At 70.6% G+C, this 21,102-nt stretch carries 18 protein-coding genes and 2 pseudogenes; 9 read left to right on the forward strand and 11 right to left on the reverse strand.

Annotated features, from left to right (window positions below; genetic code table 11):
* Positions 1-9: 9 nt before the first annotated feature.
* Positions 10-186, forward strand: coding sequence for a hypothetical protein (locus tag OG507_RS09655; protein ID WP_327366743.1), 177 nt, complete (start codon positions 10-12; stop codon positions 184-186).
* A gap of 251 nt (positions 187-437) precedes the next feature.
* On the opposite strand, the pseudogene OG507_RS09660 reads toward OG507_RS09655, so the two are convergent.
* Positions 438-794, reverse strand: a pseudogene (locus OG507_RS09660) (papain-like cysteine protease family protein); the annotation flags it as partial.
* Between the two features lie 33 nt (positions 795-827).
* Here OG507_RS09660 and OG507_RS09665 point away from each other — a divergent pair.
* Positions 828-1,434, forward strand: a pseudogene (locus OG507_RS09665) (hypothetical protein); the annotation flags it as partial.
* Positions 1,435-1,453: 19 nt separating this feature from the next.
* Here OG507_RS09665 and OG507_RS09670 read toward each other — a convergent pair.
* Positions 1,454-1,882, reverse strand: a complete 429-nt coding sequence (locus OG507_RS09670) for a Rieske (2Fe-2S) protein (protein ID WP_327366744.1) — start codon at positions 1,880-1,882, stop codon at positions 1,454-1,456.
* Positions 1,883-2,231: 349 nt separating this feature from the next.
* Positions 2,232-5,261 carry an excinuclease ABC subunit UvrA gene (uvrA, locus tag OG507_RS09675; RefSeq protein WP_327366745.1) on the reverse strand — a complete coding sequence of 1,010 codons (3,030 nt, stop codon included), beginning with the start codon at positions 5,259-5,261 and terminating at the stop codon, positions 2,232-2,234.
* 176 nt (positions 5,262-5,437) lie between these two features.
* On the opposite strand from uvrA, the gene OG507_RS09680 reads away from it, so the two are divergent.
* Positions 5,438-6,127, forward strand: a complete 690-nt coding sequence (locus tag OG507_RS09680) for a maleylpyruvate isomerase family mycothiol-dependent enzyme (protein WP_327366746.1) — start codon at positions 5,438-5,440, stop codon at positions 6,125-6,127.
* A gap of 154 nt (positions 6,128-6,281) precedes the next feature.
* Entirely contained in the window at positions 6,282-6,938 is a 657-nt protein-coding gene (locus tag OG507_RS09685) for an MBL fold metallo-hydrolase (RefSeq protein WP_327366747.1), read from the forward strand.
* A 105-nt stretch (positions 6,939-7,043) separates the two neighbouring features.
* Here OG507_RS09685 and OG507_RS09690 read toward each other — a convergent pair whose 3' ends face one another.
* From OG507_RS09690 to OG507_RS09710, 5 genes are all read right to left on the reverse strand, one after another.
* Entirely contained in the window at positions 7,044-8,054 is a 1,011-nt protein-coding gene (locus tag OG507_RS09690) for a TerC family protein (protein ID WP_327366748.1), read from the reverse strand.
* A gap of 266 nt (positions 8,055-8,320) precedes the next feature.
* Positions 8,321-10,273: a TerD family protein gene (locus OG507_RS09695; protein ID WP_327366749.1), complete on the reverse strand. Its 1,953-nt coding sequence runs from the start codon at positions 10,271-10,273 to the stop codon at positions 8,321-8,323.
* 118 nt (positions 10,274-10,391) lie between these two features.
* Positions 10,392-10,970, reverse strand: coding sequence for a TerD family protein (locus tag OG507_RS09700; RefSeq protein ID WP_104789925.1), 579 nt, complete (start codon positions 10,968-10,970; stop codon positions 10,392-10,394).
* A 130-nt stretch (positions 10,971-11,100) separates the two neighbouring features.
* Entirely contained in the window at positions 11,101-13,221 is a 2,121-nt protein-coding gene (gene uvrB / locus OG507_RS09705; RefSeq protein WP_327366750.1) for an excinuclease ABC subunit UvrB, read from the reverse strand.
* Positions 13,222-13,283: 62 nt separating this feature from the next.
* The gene (locus OG507_RS09710) at positions 13,284-14,171 is read right to left on the reverse strand and encodes an MHYT domain-containing protein (RefSeq protein ID WP_327366751.1); all 888 of its coding nucleotides are present in this window, start codon (positions 14,169-14,171) and stop codon (positions 13,284-13,286) included.
* A gap of 215 nt (positions 14,172-14,386) precedes the next feature.
* On the opposite strand from OG507_RS09710, the gene OG507_RS09715 reads away from it, so the two are divergent.
* The 3 genes from OG507_RS09715 (at position 14,387) to OG507_RS09725 (ending at position 17,310) form a co-directional block, all read left to right on the forward strand.
* Entirely contained in the window at positions 14,387-15,337 is a 951-nt protein-coding gene (locus OG507_RS09715) for a glycerophosphodiester phosphodiesterase (protein WP_327366752.1), read from the forward strand.
* A gap of 34 nt (positions 15,338-15,371) precedes the next feature.
* Complete coding sequence (locus OG507_RS09720; protein WP_327366753.1) at positions 15,372-15,914, forward strand: methylated-DNA--[protein]-cysteine S-methyltransferase; 543 nt, start codon at positions 15,372-15,374, stop codon at positions 15,912-15,914.
* A gap of 82 nt (positions 15,915-15,996) precedes the next feature.
* Positions 15,997-17,310, forward strand: coding sequence for an MFS transporter (locus OG507_RS09725; RefSeq protein WP_327366754.1), 1,314 nt, complete (start codon positions 15,997-15,999; stop codon positions 17,308-17,310).
* Positions 17,311-17,341: 31 nt separating this feature from the next.
* On the opposite strand, the gene OG507_RS09730 is transcribed toward OG507_RS09725, so the two are convergent.
* Positions 17,342-17,704, reverse strand: coding sequence for a cupin domain-containing protein (locus OG507_RS09730; protein WP_327366755.1), 363 nt, complete (start codon positions 17,702-17,704; stop codon positions 17,342-17,344).
* A gap of 132 nt (positions 17,705-17,836) precedes the next feature.
* Here OG507_RS09730 and OG507_RS09735 point away from each other — a divergent pair, with 132 nt between their 5' ends.
* The gene (locus OG507_RS09735; RefSeq protein WP_327366756.1) at positions 17,837-18,847 is read left to right on the forward strand and encodes a pseudouridine-5'-phosphate glycosidase; all 1,011 of its coding nucleotides are present in this window, start codon (positions 17,837-17,839) and stop codon (positions 18,845-18,847) included.
* Positions 18,844-19,761: a carbohydrate kinase family protein gene (locus OG507_RS09740; RefSeq protein WP_327366757.1), complete on the forward strand. Its 918-nt coding sequence runs from the start codon at positions 18,844-18,846 to the stop codon at positions 19,759-19,761. Before OG507_RS09735 ends, OG507_RS09740 begins: the two co-directional genes overlap by 4 nt.
* Before the next feature lie 40 nt (positions 19,762-19,801).
* Here the strand turns inward: OG507_RS09740 and OG507_RS09745 are convergent, their stop codons facing one another.
* Positions 19,802-20,452: a uridine kinase gene (locus OG507_RS09745; RefSeq protein WP_327366758.1), complete on the reverse strand. Its 651-nt coding sequence runs from the start codon at positions 20,450-20,452 to the stop codon at positions 19,802-19,804.
* Between the two features lie 73 nt (positions 20,453-20,525).
* Positions 20,526-21,032: a cupin domain-containing protein gene (locus OG507_RS09750; RefSeq protein ID WP_327366759.1), complete on the reverse strand. Its 507-nt coding sequence runs from the start codon at positions 21,030-21,032 to the stop codon at positions 20,526-20,528.
* Positions 21,033-21,102 lie beyond the last annotated feature (70 nt).

The raw sequence follows: 21,102 nt of genomic DNA on the forward strand, positions 1-21,102 counted from the left end.
GAGTCCCCGGTGGCGGCGGCGGTTGCGCAGTACCGTGACGCCGACGAGAGCGAGGGCGCCCGCTCCGGCGGCGGCCCACGCGGTGGTCAGGGCCGTGCCGGAGGCTGTGTTCCCGGCCGCCGCCCGGTGCGCTCCCCCGGCACCTTCCCGGGGGTGGTGGCGGATGCGGTGTCGGAGCGGTCGTAAGCGGAGCCGGGAAGCTTGTCGCCGTAGGCCTCCCACACCCGTGCGCGGTAGCGGGCCGGCGCGGATCGAAGGTGTGTACGGGGACGGCGGTGCCCTCGATGCGCGGTGCGGCCGCCGATCTGGCGATCCTGCCTTCGTGGGCGAGGAACCGGGACAGGGTGTCGAGCGTTGCCGGGTCGGTGGCCGCCCGGCGTACGGCGGTAAGGGCGGCCGGATCGGCTGCGGTGCGGGCGGTCCTGGAGATCATTCCGTCACGCCCCCATCCGGTGGAGCGAGTGGGTCCAGGAGAACTCGTCGTTGTTCACGTACCAGGCGTGCGAGGCCCAGTTGTAGCGGTTGCCGGAGGGCCATGGGTCGCCCCGGTGGACCAGGCTGTTGGCGTCGTCGTATCCGTACAGGACATGCATGTGGCCGCCGCCCGACCACCACTGGATGCGGCTCTCGACGGGGCGTCCCGCGGAGATCTCGGTCTGGACGGTGGAGTGGCGCAGCCAGCCGGTGACGTATGAACCGGGGTTGATACCGGCCTAATACAGACCATCCTGGACATTGCCGAGCGTGGCCTGCGAGTTGGGGCACTCGTATCCCTGGGAGCGGCCGAAGGCGGCGTATCGCAGGCGCGCGTCCGGACGCTGCCCAAGCTGCCGCTCCAGCGGGTGCAGCACCATCTCGCACACCGCGGGGTCAAGGTCGGTGTGACCAGCCTGAGTTACTGGCAGCAGGGAGCCAGGCGCCCGCAGCGCGCGGAGTCCCTGCGGGCCGTGAAGGCGCTGGAGGAGGTGCTGGAACTGCCGGTGAACTCGCTGCTCCGGCTGCTGGAGGCCGGGAGCGGACGCGTGGACGCCGACCGGTCGGCGGCGCGTTCGTACCGTTCCCTGATGGAGGCGTCCGGCGCGGTGGAGCGCCTGCTCGCCGCGCTGGGGTCACCGCTGGACGGCGGGCTGCACACGGTGGGGCATCACGAGCGGATACGGATCGGCCCGGCCGGGAGATGCGGCACCGGGCGTCGCACCAGGTAGTGCGTGCGCACCGGGACGGAATCGACCGCTATCTCGCCGTCTACCGGGGTGATCCGGGCTTCGACGCGGCCGCGCTGCCGGTACGGTGCCGGAGCTTCGCCCAGGTCTCGGCGGGCGCGCCGCGCGGCGCCCGGACAGATTCACGCTGACCGGCCGGCACCGGACCGTTCACCTGGTGGAGCAGGGGGTACGGCCCGGCCTGGTCGGCATCGACTGGGACTGGGAGTGAGCCGGTCCCCGGCCGGGCCTCAGGCGTCGGGGCCCGCGACGAGCCGTCCGTCCTCGACCCTGACCGGGACCGCGGGCAGTGGCGCGGTCGCCGGGCCGTGCATCGCCTCGCCGGTCGTCGTGTCGAAGTGGCTGCCGTGGCAGGGGCACCTGCCCACGTTGTCCTCGACCTTGTCCAGCAGGCAGCCCGCGTGGGTGCACTGGGCGCTGAACGCCTTGTACTGGCCCTTGGCCGGGCATGTGACGATGACCCGCTGGTCGCGGTAGAGCTTGGATCCGCCGACCGGAACCTCGTCCGCAGCACCGAGCGCGACGGGGGCGGTCGGGGTCGGGGTCTCGGCGTGGCCGAGCTTCGATTCGGTCGAGCAGGCGGCCACTCCCAGCCCGGCGACGCCGACGAGAGCGGCGCCCTTCAGCACGGTACGGCGGGCGGCGGGCTGGCCGGACATGCGGTCTCCACTGGTTCAGAGGGGGGCAGAGTGCAGAGGGTCACCGGGGCGGCTGAGGCTCCGGAGGTACCGGTGGTACCCGCGGCTGTCAGAGCCATCGGTGACAGAACCGACGATACCGGCGGAGACCGGCGACTCGATGGCCGGGCCACCCAACACCGATCGTCCCTGGTCAGGGGGCGGGGACGGCAGGACAGCCGCCCCCGAGGGCTCATGGACAGGGACACACGGGCCCCACCCGGCGGGGGCGACGCGCGAACTCACCCAGCACCGGTGGCGGCGCAGCTCGCGCCGTACCGGCGGAAGCGGTGGCCGCCGAATTTCGGGGCCACCGCTTCGGCGCGGGCCGTCAGGCCTTGCGCGTGCGGGTCACCTTCTTCGCCGCAGCCGTCTTGGCGGGCTTGGCGGCCTGCCCCGCGCTCGTCCTGGCCGTGGCCGTCTTCCGGGCCGGGGCCGACTTCGCGGCGACCGCCTTCTTCGCGGCCGCCTTGCGCACCGGCTTGCGGGCCGCGGGCACCGAGGCCTCGCTCACGCGGTCCGGGTCCAGGATGCCCTGGAGGAACTTGCCGGTGTGGCTGGCCGGAACCCCGGCGACATGCTCCGGGGTGCCCTCGGCGATCACCAGACCGCCGCCGTTGCCGCCTTCGGGGCCCATGTCGATGACCCAGTCCGCGGTCTTGATCACATCGAGGTTGTGCTCGATGACAATCACCGAGTTCCCCTTGTCGACCAGCCCGGAGAGCACCTTGATGAGCTTGCTGATGTCCTCGAAGTGCAGACCGGTGGTCGGCTCGTCCAGGACGTAGACCGTGCGGCCGGTGGAGCGCTTCTGCAGCTCGCTCGCGAGCTTCACGCGCTGGGCCTCACCGCCGGAGAGCGTCGGCGCGGACTGGCCGAGCCTGACGTATCCGAGGCCCACCTCGTGGAGCGTACGAAGGTGGCGGGCGATCGTCGGGACGGCCTCGAAGAACTCCAGGCCCTCCTCGATCGGCATGTCCAGCACCTCGGCGATGGACTTGCCCTTGTAGTGGACCTCCAGGGTCTCCCGGTTGTAGCGCGCTCCGTGGCAGACCTCGCACGGGACGTACACGTCGGGCAGGAAGTTCATCTCGATCTTGATGGTGCCGTCACCGGAGCAGTTCTCGCAGCGGCCGCCCTTGACGTTGAAGGAGAAGCGCCCTGGCAGATAGCCGCGCACCTTCGCCTCCATCGTCTCCGCGAACAGCTTGCGGACGTGGTCGAAGACGCCGGTGTACGTGGCCGGGTTGGACCGGGGCGTACGGCCGATGGGCGACTGGTCGACGTGCACCACCTTGTCGACCTGGTCGTCCCCGTCGACCCGGGTGTGGCGGCCGGGGACCGACTTGGCGCCGTTCAGCTCGCGCGCCAGGTGGGTGTAGAGGATGTCGTTGACCAGCGTCGACTTTCCGGAGCCCGAGACGCCCGTGACGGCCGTGAGCACGCCGAGCGGGAAGGAGACGTCGATGTCCTGGAGGTTGTTCTCCCGGGCGCCGTGCACCGTGAGCCTGCGCGACGGGTCGACGGGGCGCCGGATGTCGGGCATCGCGATCGACTTCTTGCCGGTCAGATACTGGCCGGTGATCGAATCGCCGTTGTTCAGCAGCTCGTCGAGCGATCCGGAGTGGACCACCTTGCCGCCGTGCTCACCGGCGCCGGGGCCGATGTCGACGACCCAGTCGGCGACCTTGATGGTGTCCTCGTCGTGCTCGACGACGATGAGTGTGTTGCCCATGTCGCGGAGCCGGACCAGGGTCTCGATCAGCCGGTGGTTGTCCCGCTGGTGCAGACCGATGGACGGCTCGTCCAGCACGTACAGCACGCCGACCAGGCCGGAGCCGATCTGTGTGGCCAGCCGGATGCGCTGGGCCTCGCCGCCGGACAGGGTGCCTGCCGCGCGGTTCAGCGAGAGGTAGTCGAGGCCGACGTCGACCAGGAACTTCAGCCGCTCGTTGACCTCCTTCAGCACCCGTTCGGCGATCTTCTTGTCGCGGGCGTTCAGCTTCATCCGGCCGAGGAAATCGGCGCACTCGCTGATCGACATCGCGGCGACCTCCGCGATGGACTTCTCCATCACCGTGACCGCGAGGACGATCGGCTTGAGCCTGGTGCCCTTACAGGTCGGGCAGGGCACCTCACGCATATAGCCCTCGAAGCGCTCCCGGCTGGAGTCGCTCTCGGCCTCGGAATGCCGCCGCTTGACGAACTGCACCGCGCCCTCGAAGGCGGGGGTGGTGTAGGCGCGCTCGCGCCCGTAGCGGTTGCGGTAGCGGACCTCGGTCTGGATCTTGTGGCCGAAGAGCAGGGCCTTCTTGGCGCGCTGCGGCAGCCCGGCCCACGGGATGTCCGTACGGAATCCGAGGGCGTCGGCGAGCGCGCCGATCAGCCGGCCGAAGTACTCCTTGGTGTGGCCGTGCGACCAGGGGTGGATCGCGCCCTCGTCGAGCGACTTCTCCTCGTCGGGGACGATCAGCTCCGGGTCGACCTCCATCCGCGTACCGATGCCCGTGCAGTCGGGGCAGGCGCCGAAGGGCGAGTTGAAGGAGAAGGAGCGCGGCTCCAGCTCCTCGAAGGAGAGGTCGTCGTAGGGGCAGTAGAGGTGCTCGGAGTACATCCGCTCACGCTCGGGGTCGTCCTCGGGGAGGTCGACGAAGTCGAGCACGACCATGCCGCCGGAGAGCCCGAGCGCGGTCTCGACCGAGTCGGTCAGCCGGCGCTTGGCGCTGTCCTTCACCGTGAGCCGGTCGATGACCACCTCGATGGTGTGCTTCTCCTGCTTCTTCAGCTTGGGTGGCTCGGAGAGCTGGATGGTCTCGCCGTCGACCCGGGCCCTGCTGTAGCCCTTGGTCTGCAGATCGGCGAAGAGGTCGACGAACTCGCCCTTGCGCTCGCGCACCAGCGGCGAGAGCACCTGGAAGCGACTGCCCTCGGGAAGGCCGAGCACCTTGTCGACGACGGCCTGCGGCGACTGGCGCGAGATGGGCCGGCCGCACTCGGGGCAGTGCGGCTTGCCGATCCGGGCGAAGAGCAGGCGGAGGTAGTCGTAGACCTCGGTGATGGTGCCGACCGTCGAGCGCGGATTGCGCGAGGTCGACTTCTGGTCGATGGAGACGGCGGGCGAGAGGCCCTCGATGAAGTCGACGTCCGGCTTGTCCATCTGGCCGAGGAACTGGCGGGCGTACGAGGAGAGGGACTCCACGTAGCGCCGCTGTCCCTCGGCGAAAATCGTGTCGAACGCGAGCGACGACTTGCCCGACCCGGAAAGCCCGGTGAAGACGATGAGGGAGTCGCGGGGGAGGTCGAGCGAGACGTTCTTGAGGTTGTGCTCGCGAGCGCCACGGACGATGAGACGGTCGGCCACGCCGGTCCGCACCTTTCTAGAGAGAAGTGGGGGAACTGAGCCCCTGTCCCAGGGTATGGGGGGCGCCACAGCGATGTACGAAGCTTGTCGACTCCGAGCGTATAGCACGCGCATTCGATTTACGGACGGTCGCAGACTCCTTCACCCGAATGAGTGGCGAGGCTAGGCTCAGCCTCATGATTGATCATGCGCACGACCTGGGCGCCGTACGGGAAGCGACCGACCGGCTGCTCAGCGCCACCGGGAAATTGGACGACGCCGCGCTCGCCGAGCCGTCGCGACTGCCGGGCTGGAGCCGCGGCCATGTCGTTGCGCACCTTTCTCGTAACGCCGACGCGCTCGTAAATGTTCTCCAGGGCCGCCCGATGTACGCAGACAGCGAAACCCGCGACCTCGACATCGAGCGCGACGCCACCCGGCCACTGGCCGAACAGCTGGCCGACCTGGCCGCAAGCGCGGCCCGCTTCACGGACGCCGCCTCGGCCCCGGCCGACTGGTCGCGCACGGTCGCCATGCGCAACGGCGTGACGGACTCGGCCTCCCGGATCCCCTTCCGCCGCCGCATCGAGGTCGAGCTGCACCATGTCGACCTGGGGGTCGGCTACGAGCTGGAGGATCTCCCGGACGAGTTCGTCACCCGGGAGATCGACTTCCTCACGGAGCGGTTCGGCCGGCACCCGGCGGTCGTGTCCACGGGCGTGGCCGACGACAAGGGCCGGGTCTGGACCACGGGCGGCGGCGCGGAAGGCGGTCCTGTCGCGGTCCGCGGCACGGCGCCTGAGCTGCTCGGCTGGCTCTCCGGGCGCCGCGACGGCTCGGCCCTGACCGTCGAGGGCGGCCCGCTTCCCGCACTGCCCCCGCTGTAGCGAAGGTGTTCACCGAACGCCCATACGCTGCGGTCCGGCCCCCCTGGAGACTCCTCGTGGGACCGGGACGTCGTCGCCCGGGATGCAGGCCGGCTCCGTTCTGCCCCATGGGTGCGGCCTGGAGCGTCCTTGAGAACGGATTAGGCTGAGACGCATGACGTACAGCGGAGCGGTCAAGGTCGGCGGGCGTGCGGACGTACATGAGTTGACGGATCTGATGATCTCCAAGGTCGCCGTCGGCCCGATGAACAACAACGCCTATCTGCTGCGTTGCCGGGCCACCGGCGAGCAGCTCCTGATCGACGCGGCCAACGAGGCCGGGACCCTGCTGCAGCTGATCGGGGACGACGGCATCGCGTCCGTCGTCACCACCCATCGGCACGGCGACCACTGGCAGGCGCTCGGCGAGGTGGTGGCGGCCACCGGCGCGCGTACATACGCCGGGCGGTACGACGCCGAGGGCATCCCCGTCCCGACCGATGTCCTGGTCGAGGACAACGACACGATCCGGGTGGGCCAGGTCGTCCTGACCGCCCGTCATCTCGTCGGCCACACCCCCGGCTCGATCGCGCTGATCTACGACGATCCGCACGGCGCCCCGCATCTGTTCACCGGGGACTGCCTCTTCCCGGGCGGCGTCGGCAATACGCACAAGGACGCCGAGGCCTTCGCGAGCCTGCTCCACGATGTGGAGACCAAGCTCTTCGACCAGTTGCCCGACGAGACCTGGGTCTATCCGGGCCACGGTCACGACACCCTGCTCGGCGACGAGCGTCCGCAACTGCCGCAGTGGCGTGCCCGCGGCTGGTGACGGCGGCCCCGGACGCACTCTCCACCCGTACGAACACCGGCCGGGGCGGGCAACGGACAGTTGCGCGCCCCGGCCGGTGCTGTTCGTACAGGCCGTCCGCCATGGTCAGGCGTCGATGCTGGAACCCTTCTCGGCGGGCCTGTCCGCCTCCGCCGCCGCGACGGCCTCGGCCTGCACCTGCTTCTTGTTGGCGATGAGGCTGGTGATCGTGGTGATCACCAGCACGCCGCAGATGACGCCGAGCGAGACCGGGATGGAGATCTCGGGGACGTGCACCCCGGACTCGTGCAGTGCGTGCAGCACCAGCTTCACGCCGATGAAGCCGAGGATGACCGAGAGGCCGTAGCTGAGGTGGACCAGCTTCTTCAGCAGGCCACCGATCAGGAAGTACAGCTGCCGCAGCCCCATCAGGGCGAAGGCGTTGGCGGTGAAGACGATGTACGGATCCTGGGTCAGGCCGAAGATCGCGGGGATCGAGTCCAGGGCGAACAGCACATCGGTGGTGCCGATGGCGAGCATGACGACCATCAGCGGCGTCAGGACGCGCTTGCCGTTGTTGCGGATGAAGAGCTTGGTGCCGTGGTACCGGTCGGCGACCCCGAAGCGGCGTTCGATGGTCTTGAGGAGCCGGTTCTCCTCGAACTCCTCCTCTTCCTCGTCGCCCCGCGCCTCCTGGATGAGCTTCCAGGCGGTGTAGATCAGGAACGCGCCGAAGATGTAGAAGACCCACGCGAAGTTGGCGATGACCGCGGCACCCGCGGCGATGAAGACCGCTCGCAGCACCAGCGCGATCAGGACACCGACGAGCAGCACCCTTTGCTGGAGGTGGGAGGGGACCGAGAACTTCGCCATGATCAGAACGAACACGAAGAGGTTGTCCACGCTGAGCGACTTCTCGGTGATGAAGCCCGCGAAGAACTCGCCCGAGGCCTGACTCTCTCCGAAGACCAGCAGGCCGAGCCCGAAGAGCGCGGCCAGCGCGATCCAGATGACCGTCCAGATTCCGGCTTCTTTGGTCGTCACGTCATGGGGCTTGCGCCCGATGAAGAAGTCGATGGCAATAAGGGCCGACAGACCAAGAATGGTCAGCACCCAAAGGGCCCATGAAACGTCCACTGCGCCTCCGGCAGTTCGCTACGGCTACTGATCAGCGTCGTCGCTGCCGGAGGTCTCCTCCACCCGGGTGCACGGGCTGCGCACCACGGGCCGGCGCCCCGGGACCGGTCACAGTCCGTACTGACGGGCACGCCGCGTTCGGGAGTACTCCCCTCCGCCCAAAGAACAGTACAGGGAACACCAAGGAAAGGTAAAGGGGAGGGTAAAGATCTTCCAAGAGAGCAGGTCAGGGGCGGTGAGACGGAATTGCCGCCTCCCTTCGGGGCTCAGGAGCGCCCGGGGCGGCGGGCCGCGGCCACGGCGGCGAGCACCTGCTCAAGGACCCGGCTGCCGGGCGGCATCCTCAGCGGCTCGTACGTCCAGGCATGGCCGACCCAGGGATCGGCCAGGTGATCGTCGGCGACCGGGGTGATTCGCAGCAGCGAGCGCCACAGCGGGTCGAGCACCGGCCCGTACTGGGCGGCGTCCTCGCGGTCCGCGACCATCAGCAGATGGACGCCGACCGAGGGCCCCTCGTCGGCGAGGTAGCGCAGCTGGGTGACGGCCCGGTCGTCGAAGCCGTGCGGGAAGTCATTGACGATCAGCAACTGTTCGCCCGTGTCCAGGTCCGGCGGAAGCGAGTCGGCGGCGCCGGCCCGGATCGCCATCTGCACCAGGTCGACACGCCGGGTGAGCCGGGCGAGGACCGAGGCCACTCCCCCGGGTCCCGCGGCGGGCGGCCCGGCGAGGGCCCCGGACCCGACCAGAGGGGCCAGGGCTCCGGCCGCCGAACCCGCGGGGTCGATGACATGGACGGAGAACTCGTCGGCCGGGTACACGGCCAGCAGCCGGGCCGCGAGCGCGACGGCGTTCTCCATGGCCAGGCGGCGCAGCCGGTCGGTATCCGTCAGGGCCGCGGCCTCGGACGCCGTACGGCCGCTGTCGATCCAGATCCCGCGCTCCAGCGGGAGCCGCACCAGCAGCGGGATGCGCAGGCCGGGGCTCTCGGGCAGATGGAGGTCGCCGATGCGCAGCGCCATGGGGATCTCCATCGGGACGCGGTAGGCGTGCCAGACGGGGTTGTCCCATCCCGCGTACGCGGCGGGGAGCGCGGGTTCCACGACGGCGGACTCGGCGGCGAGCTGGGCGAGGTCGCGGTCGAGGACCTCACGGGCCCGGGCGGTCAGTTCGTCGCGCTTGACGCGGGCCTGTTCGCGGGCCCGGTCGCCCGCGCCGCCGATCCGGCTGCGCGGGTCGGACAGGGTCCGGTCGAGCTCCTGGTCCATGCGGGACTCGGCGAAGTCGACGGCGCTGCGGTACGCGGCGGTGGTGCGGGCCAGGTCCTCGAACATGCCCCAGATCTGGTTGTAGAGGCGCTCCTCCATGGACCAGCCGGTCGCGTCCCCGGCGACGGGCTGGGCGGGGCGGCCGGGCTCGGCGGGCGGGGCGGTGGGAGGGGGCGGCGGGGGCGCGGACGCCTGGCGGCGCGGGTGCGCGTAGTTGATGGGGCCGCCCGCCGTGGCCGTGGGCGGCGGGGTGGTGGGCTCGGTGAGCGGCTCGGGCTGCTGGGCGGCCGTCGGCGGTGCGGCGGGAGGCCGACGGCCGTCGGAGGACGGTACGGAGCCCGTGCCGTGACCGACCCGGTCCCCGTCCGGGGTGCGCGGCGGGGGCGGTGCGACCGAGCGGGCCATCGCCCGGGCGACGGCGTCCTGGATGGAACGCGCCAGCTCGGCCGCCTGCGTCAGGCCCTGGTCGGCGAGCATGGCGGCGAGGCCCCCCGCGTACCCCTGGCCGACGGCGCGGACCTTCCAGGCGCCCTGGCGGCGGTAGAGCTCCAGGGCGGTGACCGCGGACTCGGCGTCCAGTCCGGTGAGGGTGCAGGTGGCGATCTCGGTGCCTTCGAGCCCGGTCACGGCGACGAACGGTGCGGCGACCGCACCGAACCTGACCGGGCCGCCGACGCCCGTGGGCAGAGCCAGCAGCACGGTGACCCGGTGCACCGAAGCGGGCAGGGCATCGAGGTCCACGGCGAGCCGGTGGTCGGCGGCGGCCTGCCTGGACACTTCGAGCCCGGGCAGCTGGGGCGAGCCCGGGTGGGCGATCCACTCGGTGCCGTGCACGGTGCCGTTCTCGTCGCCGAGCGTGGCACCGGCCACGACGGGCGTGCCGGCCGATACCCGGATCTCCAGACGGGTCTGGGGCAAGGTGTGGTTCTGCCCCCGGACCAGCTCGGCCGTCATTGCCCTGTCCCCTCGATGAGTTGCTGCTGCGTGGTGCGGCGCCATGCGGTGCAGCTCCCGGCGGCCGATGCCTCCGGGAGCTGCGCGTACCGATGCCGAACGGCCGGTCCGGCCGTGCCTACAGGTGCGGCAGGATCGCCGGCATCAGGTCCTGGAAGGTGCGGCCGTTGGCCGGGTTGCCGAGGGCGGTCATCTGCCACCCGCTCCCCGCGCGGTGCACCTTCGCCATGATCTGGGCGGTGTACTGCCCGCCGCCGTCCAGCGTGTAGCGGGCGAGTTCCTGGCCGTTGGTCTCGTCGACGATGCGGCAGAAGGCGTTCTGCACCTCCTGGAACGTCTGGCCGGTGAAGGAGTTCACCGTGAAGACGATCTGGTCGATGTGGACCGGCACCCGCTGCAGATCGACGAGGATCGCCTCGTCGTCGCCGCCCGAACCGGCGCCGCCGACCAGATTGTCCCCGGTGTGCTTGACCGAGCCGTCGTCACTGACGAGGTGACGGAAGAAGACCACGTCGACCGGCTGCTTGTCGGCGAACAGCACCGCCGAGGCATCGAGGTCGATCTCCCTCGTACGCGAACCGAACAGACCACGGCGCGGCGCCGCCTGCCAGCCGAGCCCCATCCGTACCGCGGTCAGGGTCCCCCCGTCGCTCTTCTGCAGGCTGATGGCCTGGCCCTTGGTCATATTGACCGTCACGCGCTGTCCCCTCTCCCCTTGCCCCGCAACCGTCCGTGCGCGGTTTCCCAGCACCCTACGCAGTCACGCCGAACACGCGGCCGCTTGGGGCGTTTTTGTGTCGGTCCTGCAACACACCGGGCTCGACGGGTCAGGCCAGGCCCGCCTCCCGCATCTGACGCAGCTCCTTCTTCAACTCACCGACCTCGTCGCGCAGTCGGGCCGCGACCTCGAACTGCAGGTCCGCCGCGGCCGCGCGCATCCGGTCGGTCATCTCCTCGATGATTCCGGCCAGTTCGGTGGCGGGCCGGTCGGTGACCACCACGCCGTTGCCCCCGGCCTTCCTGGAACCGGCCGTCTTGGCGCCCAGGGTGGGAACGGGGGCCTTGGTGCCCTTCGACTGGCGGTAGCCGGTACCGAGCAGCTCCTCGGTGTCGACCTCCTCGCGGGCGATCGTCGCGACGATGTCGTTGATCTTCTTGCGCAGCGGCTGCGGGTCGAGGCCGCGCTCGGTGTTGTAGGCGATCTGCTTCTCGCGGCGGCGGTTGGTCTCGTCGATGGCCTGCGCCATCGCCGGAGTGATCTTGTCCGCGTACATATGGACCTGCCCCGACACGTTACGGGCGGCGCGCCCGATGGTCTGGATCAGTGACGTCCCCGAACGCAGGAAACCCTGCTTGTCCGCGTCGAGGATGGCGACGAGCGAGACCTCGGGCAGGTCGAGGCCCTCGCGCAGGAGGTTGATGCCGACCAGTACGTCGTACTCACCGGAGCGCAGCTCGCGCAGCAGCTCGATGCGGCGCAGGGTGTCGACGTCGCTGTGCAGATAGCGGACCTGGATCCCGAGCTCCAGGAAGTAGTCGGTGAGGTCCTCGGACATCTTCTTGGTGAGGGTGGTGACCAGGACCCGCTCGTCCTTCTCGGTGCGCTTGCGGATCTCGTGGACCAGGTCGTCGATCTGGCCCTCGGTGGGCTTGACGACGACCTCCGGGTCGACGAGGCCGGTGGGGCGGATGATCTGCTCCACGAAGCCGTCGCCCCTGGAGAGCTCGTACTTCCCGGGGGTGGCGGAGAGATAGACGGTCTGGTTGATCCGGCTCAGGAACTCCTCCCACTTCAGCGGGCGGTTGTCGAGCGCGGAGGGGAGCCGGAAGCCGTGGTCGACGAGGGTCCGCTTGCGGGAGGCGTCGCCCTCGTACATGGCGCCGATCTGCGGCACGGTGACATGCGACTCGTCGAGGACGAGGAGGAAGTCCTCGGGGAAGTAGTCGAGGAGGGTGTTGGGCGCGGTGCCGGGTGAGCGGTCGTCGAAGTGCATCGAGTAGTTCTCGACGCCGGAGCAGGTGCCGATCTGCCGGAGCATCTCGATGTCGTACGTGGTGCGCATCCGCAGCCGCTGGGCCTCCAGCATCTTGCCCTGCTTCTCCAGCTCGGCGAGGCGCTGTTCCAGCTCCTGCTCGATGCCGTTGACCGCCTTCTCCATGCGTTCGGGACCCGCGACGTAGTGGCTGGCGGGGAAGACGTGGAGGGACTGGTCCTCGCTGATGACCTCGCCGGTGAGCGGGTGGAGGGTGGAGAGCGCCTCGATCTCGTCACCGAACATCTCGATGCGGACGGCGAGCTCCTCGTAGACCGGGAAGATCTCGATGGTGTCGCCGCGGACCCGGAAGGTGCCACGGGTGAACGCGAGGTCGTTGCGGCTGTACTGGATCTCGACGAAGCGGCGCAGCAGCTGGTCGCGGTCGATCTCGTCGCCCACCTTGAGCTGGACCATGCGGTCCACGTATTCCTGGGGCGTACCGAGTCCGTAGATGCAGGAGACGGAGGCGACCACGATGACGTCTCGCCGGGTGAGCAGCGAATTCGTCGCGGAGTGGCGCAGCCGCTCGACCTCCTCGTTGATCGAGGAGTCCTTCTCGATGTAGGTGTCCGACTGCGGGACGTACGCCTCGGGCTGGTAGTAGTCGTAGTACGAGACGAAGTACTCGACGGCGTTGTTGGGCAGCAGCTCGCGGAACTCGTTCGCCAGCTGGGCCGCGAGTGTTTTGTTCGGCGCCATCACGAGGGTGGGGCGCTGCAGCTTCTCGATCATCCAGGCGGTGGTCGCCGACTTGCCGGTGCCGGTCGCACCGAGCAGGACGACATCCTTCTCGTCCGCACGGATGCGCCGCTCCAGCTCGGCGATGGCCGCGGGCTGGTCGCCGCTGGGCTGGTAGGGACTGACGACCTCGAAAGGCGCCACCGAACGTTCGATCTTCGAAACGGGCCGCATGCAACCACCGTACGACCCGCCACTGACAACCGGGCCGGGTCAGCCGCCCGGCCGGGCCGGGGTCACCATTCTCCGGGCGGCGCGGGGTCGCGCGGACGGGCGTGGAACGACGCCGGGTCGGCATGGGTCCCGAACCGAGGCACCTGCCGCTGGGCCGGGATTCCGGGGGGCCTTCCGGCCCCGTTCACGGCCGTGGGGTCGTTCCATTGCGGGGTGCCCATCACCATCAGCGGGTCGAACATCACGACCACCGCGGCAAGGAGCAGGAAGCAGCCGGGGCCGATGAGCAGCGGCAGGAGGGGAACGGCGGGCCCGTCGGCCGCAGCGGCGCCGGCGAGGGCGGCGGGGTGCAGATGGACGCTGAGCGCGGCCATGCCCGTGTAGTGCATGCCGCTCACCGCGACGCCCATCACGACGCCGGCGCCGAGACCGGTCAGGAGGCCGCGCAGGGAGACGGCCGCCCAGAGCGCGGTCGTGGCGGCCACCACCGCTATGACGACGGAGAGGATCACGGTGACCGTGTCGTATTCGAACCGTCCATCCAGGCGCATTCCGGCCATGCCCAGGTAGTGCATGGTGGCCACACCGAGCCCGATGATGGTGCCACCCGTGATCATGGCCATGCGGGTGGCGCCCCGGTATCCGACGATGAAGATGCCGATCGCGACCATGCCGATGGCGACGGCGAGGCTGGCAAAGGTGATCGGCTTGTCGTAGCCGATGGGCACACCCTCGACGGAGAAGCCGATCATCGCGATGAAGTGCATCGTCCAGATGCCGGAGCCTATGGAGGTCGCGCCCAGGGCCAGCCAGCCGGCCTTGAAGGAACGCTCGGTACGCAGCGAACGGGTCGTACAGCGCAGCCCGAGGGCCGCGCCGAGGCAGGCCATGAGGAAGGCCGCGACGGGCGTCACCGCTCCGTAGCCGAAACCGTCGATCGTGCCCTGCATGCTCGTACGCCCTTCGCGGAAGCCCGGGTTCGGGGGTGACCTTAAGGCGCCAGGCCCGGCAGACAAACAGAAGAGCTGCATTTTATCGACATGACAGTCGGCCCGTGACCCGGTCTCAGCAGCAGCGTTCACGTTGTGGCCATCCTTCACCCGCCCCCCGTTGCGGGGTGGCTGTCACTCTCGGCCCGTCCGTAACTCTGGAGCAAGGAGTACACGTGTACGCACGCACCGCAACCGCCGCCGTCGCTGCCGCCGCCCTCATGGGTACCGGCGCGTTGCTGATGTCGACCGCCGATACACGGACCACGGGCAGGGGCACGGCCACCGCCGGGCACACGAGTGCGGGTGCGGGCATCCGGACCGTGAGCGCCCGTACCGCGGACGCGAAGCGCGGCGCCCCCGTCGTCTTCGCGCACCGGGGCGCTTCGGCCCGTGCGCCGGAGAACACCCTGGCAGCCGTCGACAGGGCCGACGCCCTCGGCTTCGACTGGGTGGAGAACGACGTCCAGTTCACCAAGGACGGTGTGCTGGTCGTCATGCACGACACGGATCTGAAGCGGACCACGGACGTCGAAGAGGTCTTCCCGGACCGTGCGCCGTGGGCGGTCAAGGACTTCACGGCCGCCGAGATCGCCCGGCTGGACGCGGGCAGCTGGTTCGGTCCGCGGTTCGCCGGAACCCGGGTGCCCACCCTCACGCAGTACCTGGACCGGATCGAGCGCAACCACCAGAACCTGCTGCTGGAGATCAAGAGCCCGGAGATCTACCCGGGCATCGAGAAGGAGACCCTGCGCGTGCTGCGCCAGAAGGGGTGGCTCGACAGCGATCACGTCAAGGACCGGCTCGTCATCCAGAGCTTCGGCGCGGACTGCGTCAAGAAGGTGCACCAGCGGCGCCCGGACGTCACGACCGGCTTCCTCGGCACCCCCGCGGTGGCCGACCTGCCCTCGTACGCGGCGTTCACCGACCAGATCAACCCCTCGTACACGTCGGTCTCCGCCGATTACGTGAAGGCGGTGCACGCGCTGAAGGGTCCACACGGCAAGAAGCTCCGGCTCAACACATGGACGGTCGACGACGCGTCGACCGCGGCGAAGGTGGCGGGCCTGGGCGTCGACGGGATCATCACCAACACCCCCGATGTGGTGCGCGAGGCCACGGGCTGACAGCTCTGTCAGTGGTTGGCCGTACGGTGGTCCCATGAACAGCAACGGGGTTGTCGAGTGGGCCGTCGTCGAGAGCGACATCGGCCCGCTGCTGCTTGCCGCGACCGACGCGGGACTGGTGAGCGTGGTCTTCCATGCCCGTCCCGAGGTGCGGGAGAAGGCTGTCGGGCAATTGCGGACGCGGCTCGGCGCGGAGCCGGTGGAGAGTCCCGGCTCCGCGCGGCTCGCCGAGCCGATACGCCAGTTCGCAGCGTATTTCGCGGGCTCGTTGCGGGAGTTCTCGCTCGATCTGGACTGGTCGCTGGCCACCGGCTTCAACCGCCAGGTGCTCCGCGAGCTGGCGTCCGGTGTGCCGTACGGGGCGGTCGTCGGATACGGGGACCTCGCCGGGCGCGTGGGGCAGCCGGGGGCCGCGCAGGCGGTCGGGGCGGCCATGGGATCCAATCCGCTGCCGGTGGTGGTGCCCTGCCATCGGGTGGTGGAGAGCGACGGCGGACTCGGCGGGTTCGGCGGCGGACTCGAAACCAAGCGGCAGCTGCTGGCCCTGGAGGGCGTGCTGCCCCAGCCGCTGTTCTGACCGGCGCACTGTCCCGGCCCGCGCTCCGTCCCGATCCGCGCACCCGGTTTCGTACCTGCGAGCGGGCTGGCACACTGCGCCAGTGACCAACACCCTCGATGCACCTGACACCCCCGCCGGGTCCGGCCGCCCCGCCGGCCGGGTCACGGCGGCCGAGCTTCCCGGGCTGCGGCGCAGAACGTCCGCGGTGCTCATATCCAGCCAGATACTCGGCGGCCTCGGCGTGCCCATCGGCATCGCCCTGGCCCCCGTCCTGGCCACGGAGGTGAGCGGCTCCGAGGCGCTGTCCGGTCTGGCCCCGACCGCTTCGGTGACGGGTACCGCGCTGCTTTCGCTGCCGCTGGCCGCGCTGATGACCTCGCGCGGCCGGCGCCCCGGTCTGGTACTGGCGTATCTGATCGGTGCGCTCGGCGCGGGGCTCGTGGTGCTGGCCACCGTCGTGCACAGCTTCCCGCTGCTGCTGCTCGGCATGGCCGGCTTCGGCGCCGGTTCCTCGGCCAATCTGCAGGCCCGGTTCGCCGCCGCAGATCTGGTCGAGCCCGACCGGCGCGGCCGGGCGATCTCCACCGTCATCTGGGCCACGACGATCGGTTCGGTACTCGGGCCCAACATCGCGGCCCCGGCGGGGCATGTCTTCCGCGGCACCCCGATATCCGAGAAGGCGGGCCCGTTCTTCTTCGCGGCCGGGATCTTCCTGCTGGCCGCGATCGTGGTCGGGGTGCTGCTGCGGCCGGACCCGCTGCTCACCGCACGGGCACTGGCACCGCAGGAGAACGACTCCCCCGCAGGCCGTTCGCTGCGTGCCGGCATCGCGGCGGTGCGGGCGTCGCCGATGGCACGGCTGGCGCTGGTGACGGTGGCCGTCTCGCACACCGCCATGGTCTCGATCATGGTGATGACCCCGGTCGATCTGGGCCATCACGGCGCCGGACTCCAGCTGATCGGACTGGTCATCAGCGGCCACATCGCCGGGATGTACGCGTTCTCCCCGGTGATGGGCTGGCTCTCGGATCGGTTCGGCCGGCTCGCCGTGATCGGTCTGGCGGTCGGGCTCATCTCCTGCGCCGCGCTGCTGGCCGGTACCGCGGGCCCCAGCCACGGCCAGACAGCAGCGGGCCTGTTCGTGCTCGGGCTCGGCTGGTCGGCCGGGCTGGTCGCCGGTTCGGCGCTGCTCACCGACTCCGTAGCGCAGCCCGCCCGCGCGGCCGTGCAGGGTCTGTCGGACCTCACCATGAACACGGCGGCGGGCGCGGGCGGCGCGATCGCCGGGGTGATCGTCGCCCGGGCGAGCTACGGCTGGCTGAATGTGGTCGGAGCATGCCTGCTGCTGCCGATGGCGGCGCTGGCGCTGCGCCGAGCGCTCGCCCGGCCCGCCACACCTGCTGCCGACGCCTGAGGTTCCTCAGCCTTCAGAGGCTTCAGAGGTTTCAGAGGCTGATGTGGTACGCCTTGCGCAGCGTCTCGTGCACGGTCCACGTCGTACGGTCGCCCTCGCGCAGCACGCAGGCGTCACCCGGTCCGATCTCCAGCGTCGCCCCGCCCTCGACCACCACGCTCGCGCGTCCGCTGACGACCACGAACAGCTCGTTCGCCTCGGTGTCCGTGACCACGCCGGGCGTGATCTGCCAGATTCCGCGCACCTGCTTGCCGTCGGGCGACTCCCAGAGCACCTTGCCGGTCACCACGGGATCGCCCGAGACGATCTGTGCCGGGTCGAGCGGTTCCGGCTCCAGTTCGGCGTCCGGAATGTGCACGGCGAACGAGGCTGCGGCTTGATCAAGTGTGGTCATGGCCGGTCACCCTAGCGACCGCTTCGGGGCGACTCGGCACCAGGACCGGGAGACCATGCGGAGGGGTGGGGGAACCGGCCGGTGTCCCGGCCGCACGTTTGAGGTCGGCACTCCGGCGACAGGGATGTGGACATGTCACTGAATACGTCGGCCGGCGCACACCCCTACGCCCCCGCACTCTCCACCGAGGTACAGACGGCCCTCGCCACGCACCACCCCGTCGTGGCCCTGGAGTCGACGATCATCGCCCATGGTCTGCCACGCCCCCGCAATCTGCGGGTGGCTCAGGAACTCGAAGGGCTCGTACGGTCCGCGGGCGCCGTGCCCGCCACGATCGCCGTACTCGACGGAAGGGCCCACATCGGACTGGACAAGGACCAGCTGGAGCGGGTCGCCGCGGACCCGGCGATGCGGAAGCTGGGCCACCGGGACCTCGCACCGGCTCTGGCGACGGGCGCGAGCGGGGCGACGACCGTGTCCGCGACGGCGTTCCTGGCCGCGCACGCGGGCCTGCGCGTCTTCGCGACCGGCGGCCTCGGCGGCGTACACCGGGAATGGACCCGGACCCAGGACGAGTCCGCGGACCTCCGGCTCCTCGCGCGGACCGGCATCACGGTGGTGTGCGCGGGGGTGAAGTCGATCCTGGACGTCCCCGCCACGCTGCAGCGCCTGGAGACGCTCGGCGTCGGAGTGCTCGGTTACGGCACCGACCGCTTCCCCGGCTTCTATCTGAACAGCTCGGGCGAGCCGGTCGACTGGACGGTGCGGACGCCCGAGGAGGTCGCGGAGGTGATGCGCGCCCAGGACGCGCTCGGCGGTCCGGATTCCGCGCTGATCGTCGCCAATCCCGTATCCGTGGCGGACCAGCTGGATCCCGCACTCCACGACCGTGTGCTGACCGAGGCCCTCGCAGAATCCCGGGAGCGCGGCATCGTGGGCCAGGCCGTCACACCGTTTCTGCTGGACCGGCTGATGCGGGGAACCGGGGGCGCTTCGCTGGAGGCCAATCTGGCGGCCGTACGCGGCAACGTGTCGCTCGCCGCACGGATCTCCGGCGCGTGGGCCGCCGCCGCACGGAACACAGCAGCTCATCGGGGCACGAAGGACACGGCAGAGCGCCGCGACCCGGCGGCCGGCCGATGACCGACGGCGGCCTTCTCGTCGTCGGCGACGTGGTCACCGATGTGATGGCCCGGCACGGGACGGCGCTGATCCACGGCACGGACACCTCGGCCCGGATCCGCACCCTGCCCGGCGGCGCGGGCGCCAACGTCGCGTGCTGGGCGGCGCGTTCGGGCTGTCGCGACGTACGGCTGCTGGCCCGGGTCGGCGCCGACAGCGCGGCCTGGCACCGGGACGCGCTGCAACGGGCAGGGGTACGTTGCCTGCTGGCCGTGGACGACGACGTACCGACCGCCACCGTCGTCGCCCTCGTCGATTCCGCCGCCGAGCGCACCTTCCTCACCGACAGCGGCGCCGTGCTCCGCCTCTCCCCCGGCGACTGGTCGCCGTCGATGCTCGACAAGATCGCCCATCTCCATCTCTCCGGATACCTGCTCTTCGCCGCGACGAGCCGGGAGACGGCCCTGCTCGCCCTGCGGGAGGCCCGGCGGCGGCAGGTCACGGTGAGCGTCGACCCGGCTTCGGCCGGGTTCCTCGCCGAGCTGGGCGTCGACCGGTTCCTGACAGCAGTGGAGGGCACGGATCTGCTGCTGCCCAATGCGGACGAGGCCCGGCTGCTCACCGGACTGCCCGAACCGGCCGACGCCGCAGCCAAGTTGAGCCTTCAGGTGCCCCGGGTGGTCGTCACGCTCGGCGAGGGCGGCGCCCTGCTGGCCGTCGCGGGCGCGGTCACCCGGCACATCCCGGCGGTCGAGGTGCGGGGTGCGGTGGACTCGACGGGCGCGGGCGACGCGTTCACCGGCGGCTTTCTCGCGGCGCTCCTGTCGGGGGCGGACGATGCATCGGCCGCCGAGGCGGGCTGCCGATCGGGGGCGGAGGCGGTCACCACCGTGGGAGGCCGCCCCGGCCCACCGGGCCGGGGCGGCGGCCCCTGACCACGACGCCGGGGCGCAGCCCCGGCCCGCGATCACAACATCAGGCCGCCGCCTCGCCCCACCCGGTCCAGGCCGGGTGCAGCGGATCGTCGGCCCGTACGACCGCATCCGCGCGGTCCCCGGGCGCCGCCTCCTCCTCGTACCGCGAAAAAGCGGGCAGGGTCCAGCGCTCGCCCTCCTCGGTACGCCGCCGCAGCGCACCCGGCGACAGCCGCAGATGGAGGCTCAGGTCGAACGGGAACCAGTGCCCCAGCAGCAACGGGCCGTGCACCACCAGCACACCGCCCTCGGGCAGGACCTGATACGGGCTCCGAGTCGCCCGGTCCGTCACCGGGTCCCAGAGATCGGGCAGCACCCGCCCGCTCCCGCCCGCCTCCAGCGGCCCGAAGACCTCGCGCCACAGCGCACCCGTGTCGAACCAGCTGTCGTAGTACGAGTCGGGGTCCTCCTTTCCGTACTCGTACCGGAGGCTCGCGGGCCGCAGGAACCCCTCGGTGGACACGACGAGCACCGCCCGCCCCCGGACCCGCAGGGCCTGTGCGACTCGCCCGGCCAACTCCCCCGTACGGGCCGCCGGAGCACCGTCGACAGCGACCTTCAGCCAGGGGCCGGCGTCTCCCGGCGTCAGACCGTCGGCATGCGCGGCAAAGGCTTCGGCCAGCCGCTCCCAGGTGATCGCTTCAAATCGCACTCACCCATCATCGCCCCGGCCGCCCGCCCCCGTACGGGCCGTCCCACCGGCCGGATCCCTCCTCGCCGGCGCGCTACTTCTTCCCGTCGCAGTCCACCGCGTCGGCGTCGTCGGAGAGCGCACTGCCCCGGGGCAGCAGATAGGTCACCCAGAGCACGACGGGCTCGGTCCCCAGGTTGCGTCCGATGTGGCGGTGCCTGACCCCGGACGGCTCGATGAAGGAGGAGCCCGCGGGCGTCACCTCGACCGAGCAGTCGTCAAGGGTCCGCGTCAGCGTCCCGGACTTGACGACGGCGATCAGCTGACCGCTGTGGGTGTGCCAGCCGGTGGAGCCGCCCGGCTCGACGGTGATGGTCCGGAAGGTCACATCGGTGCGGCCGTTCGGCGTCTTCACCTTCAGCTTCCCCACCGATGTGCCCGTCGCGACCACCGTGCCGCTGACACCGCTGCCGGGTGTGGCGATGGCCGCCGACGGCACGAAGCCGAGCGCGGCCACGCAGCCGCCTATGACCAGGGCCTTGGCGAGACGCCCCTGCCGTATCCGCCGCTCCCGGCTCCCCTGTTGTCCGCCGAATCCCATGTGCGACTCCTCCGCCTCAGCGTCCCGGTTGCGTCCCAGGCATCCCAAATGCCCCCACGCTACCCATGAG

It is taken from the genome of Streptomyces sp. NBC_01217 (assembly GCF_035994185.1).
Lineage (GTDB): Bacteria > Actinomycetota > Actinomycetes > Streptomycetales > Streptomycetaceae > Streptomyces.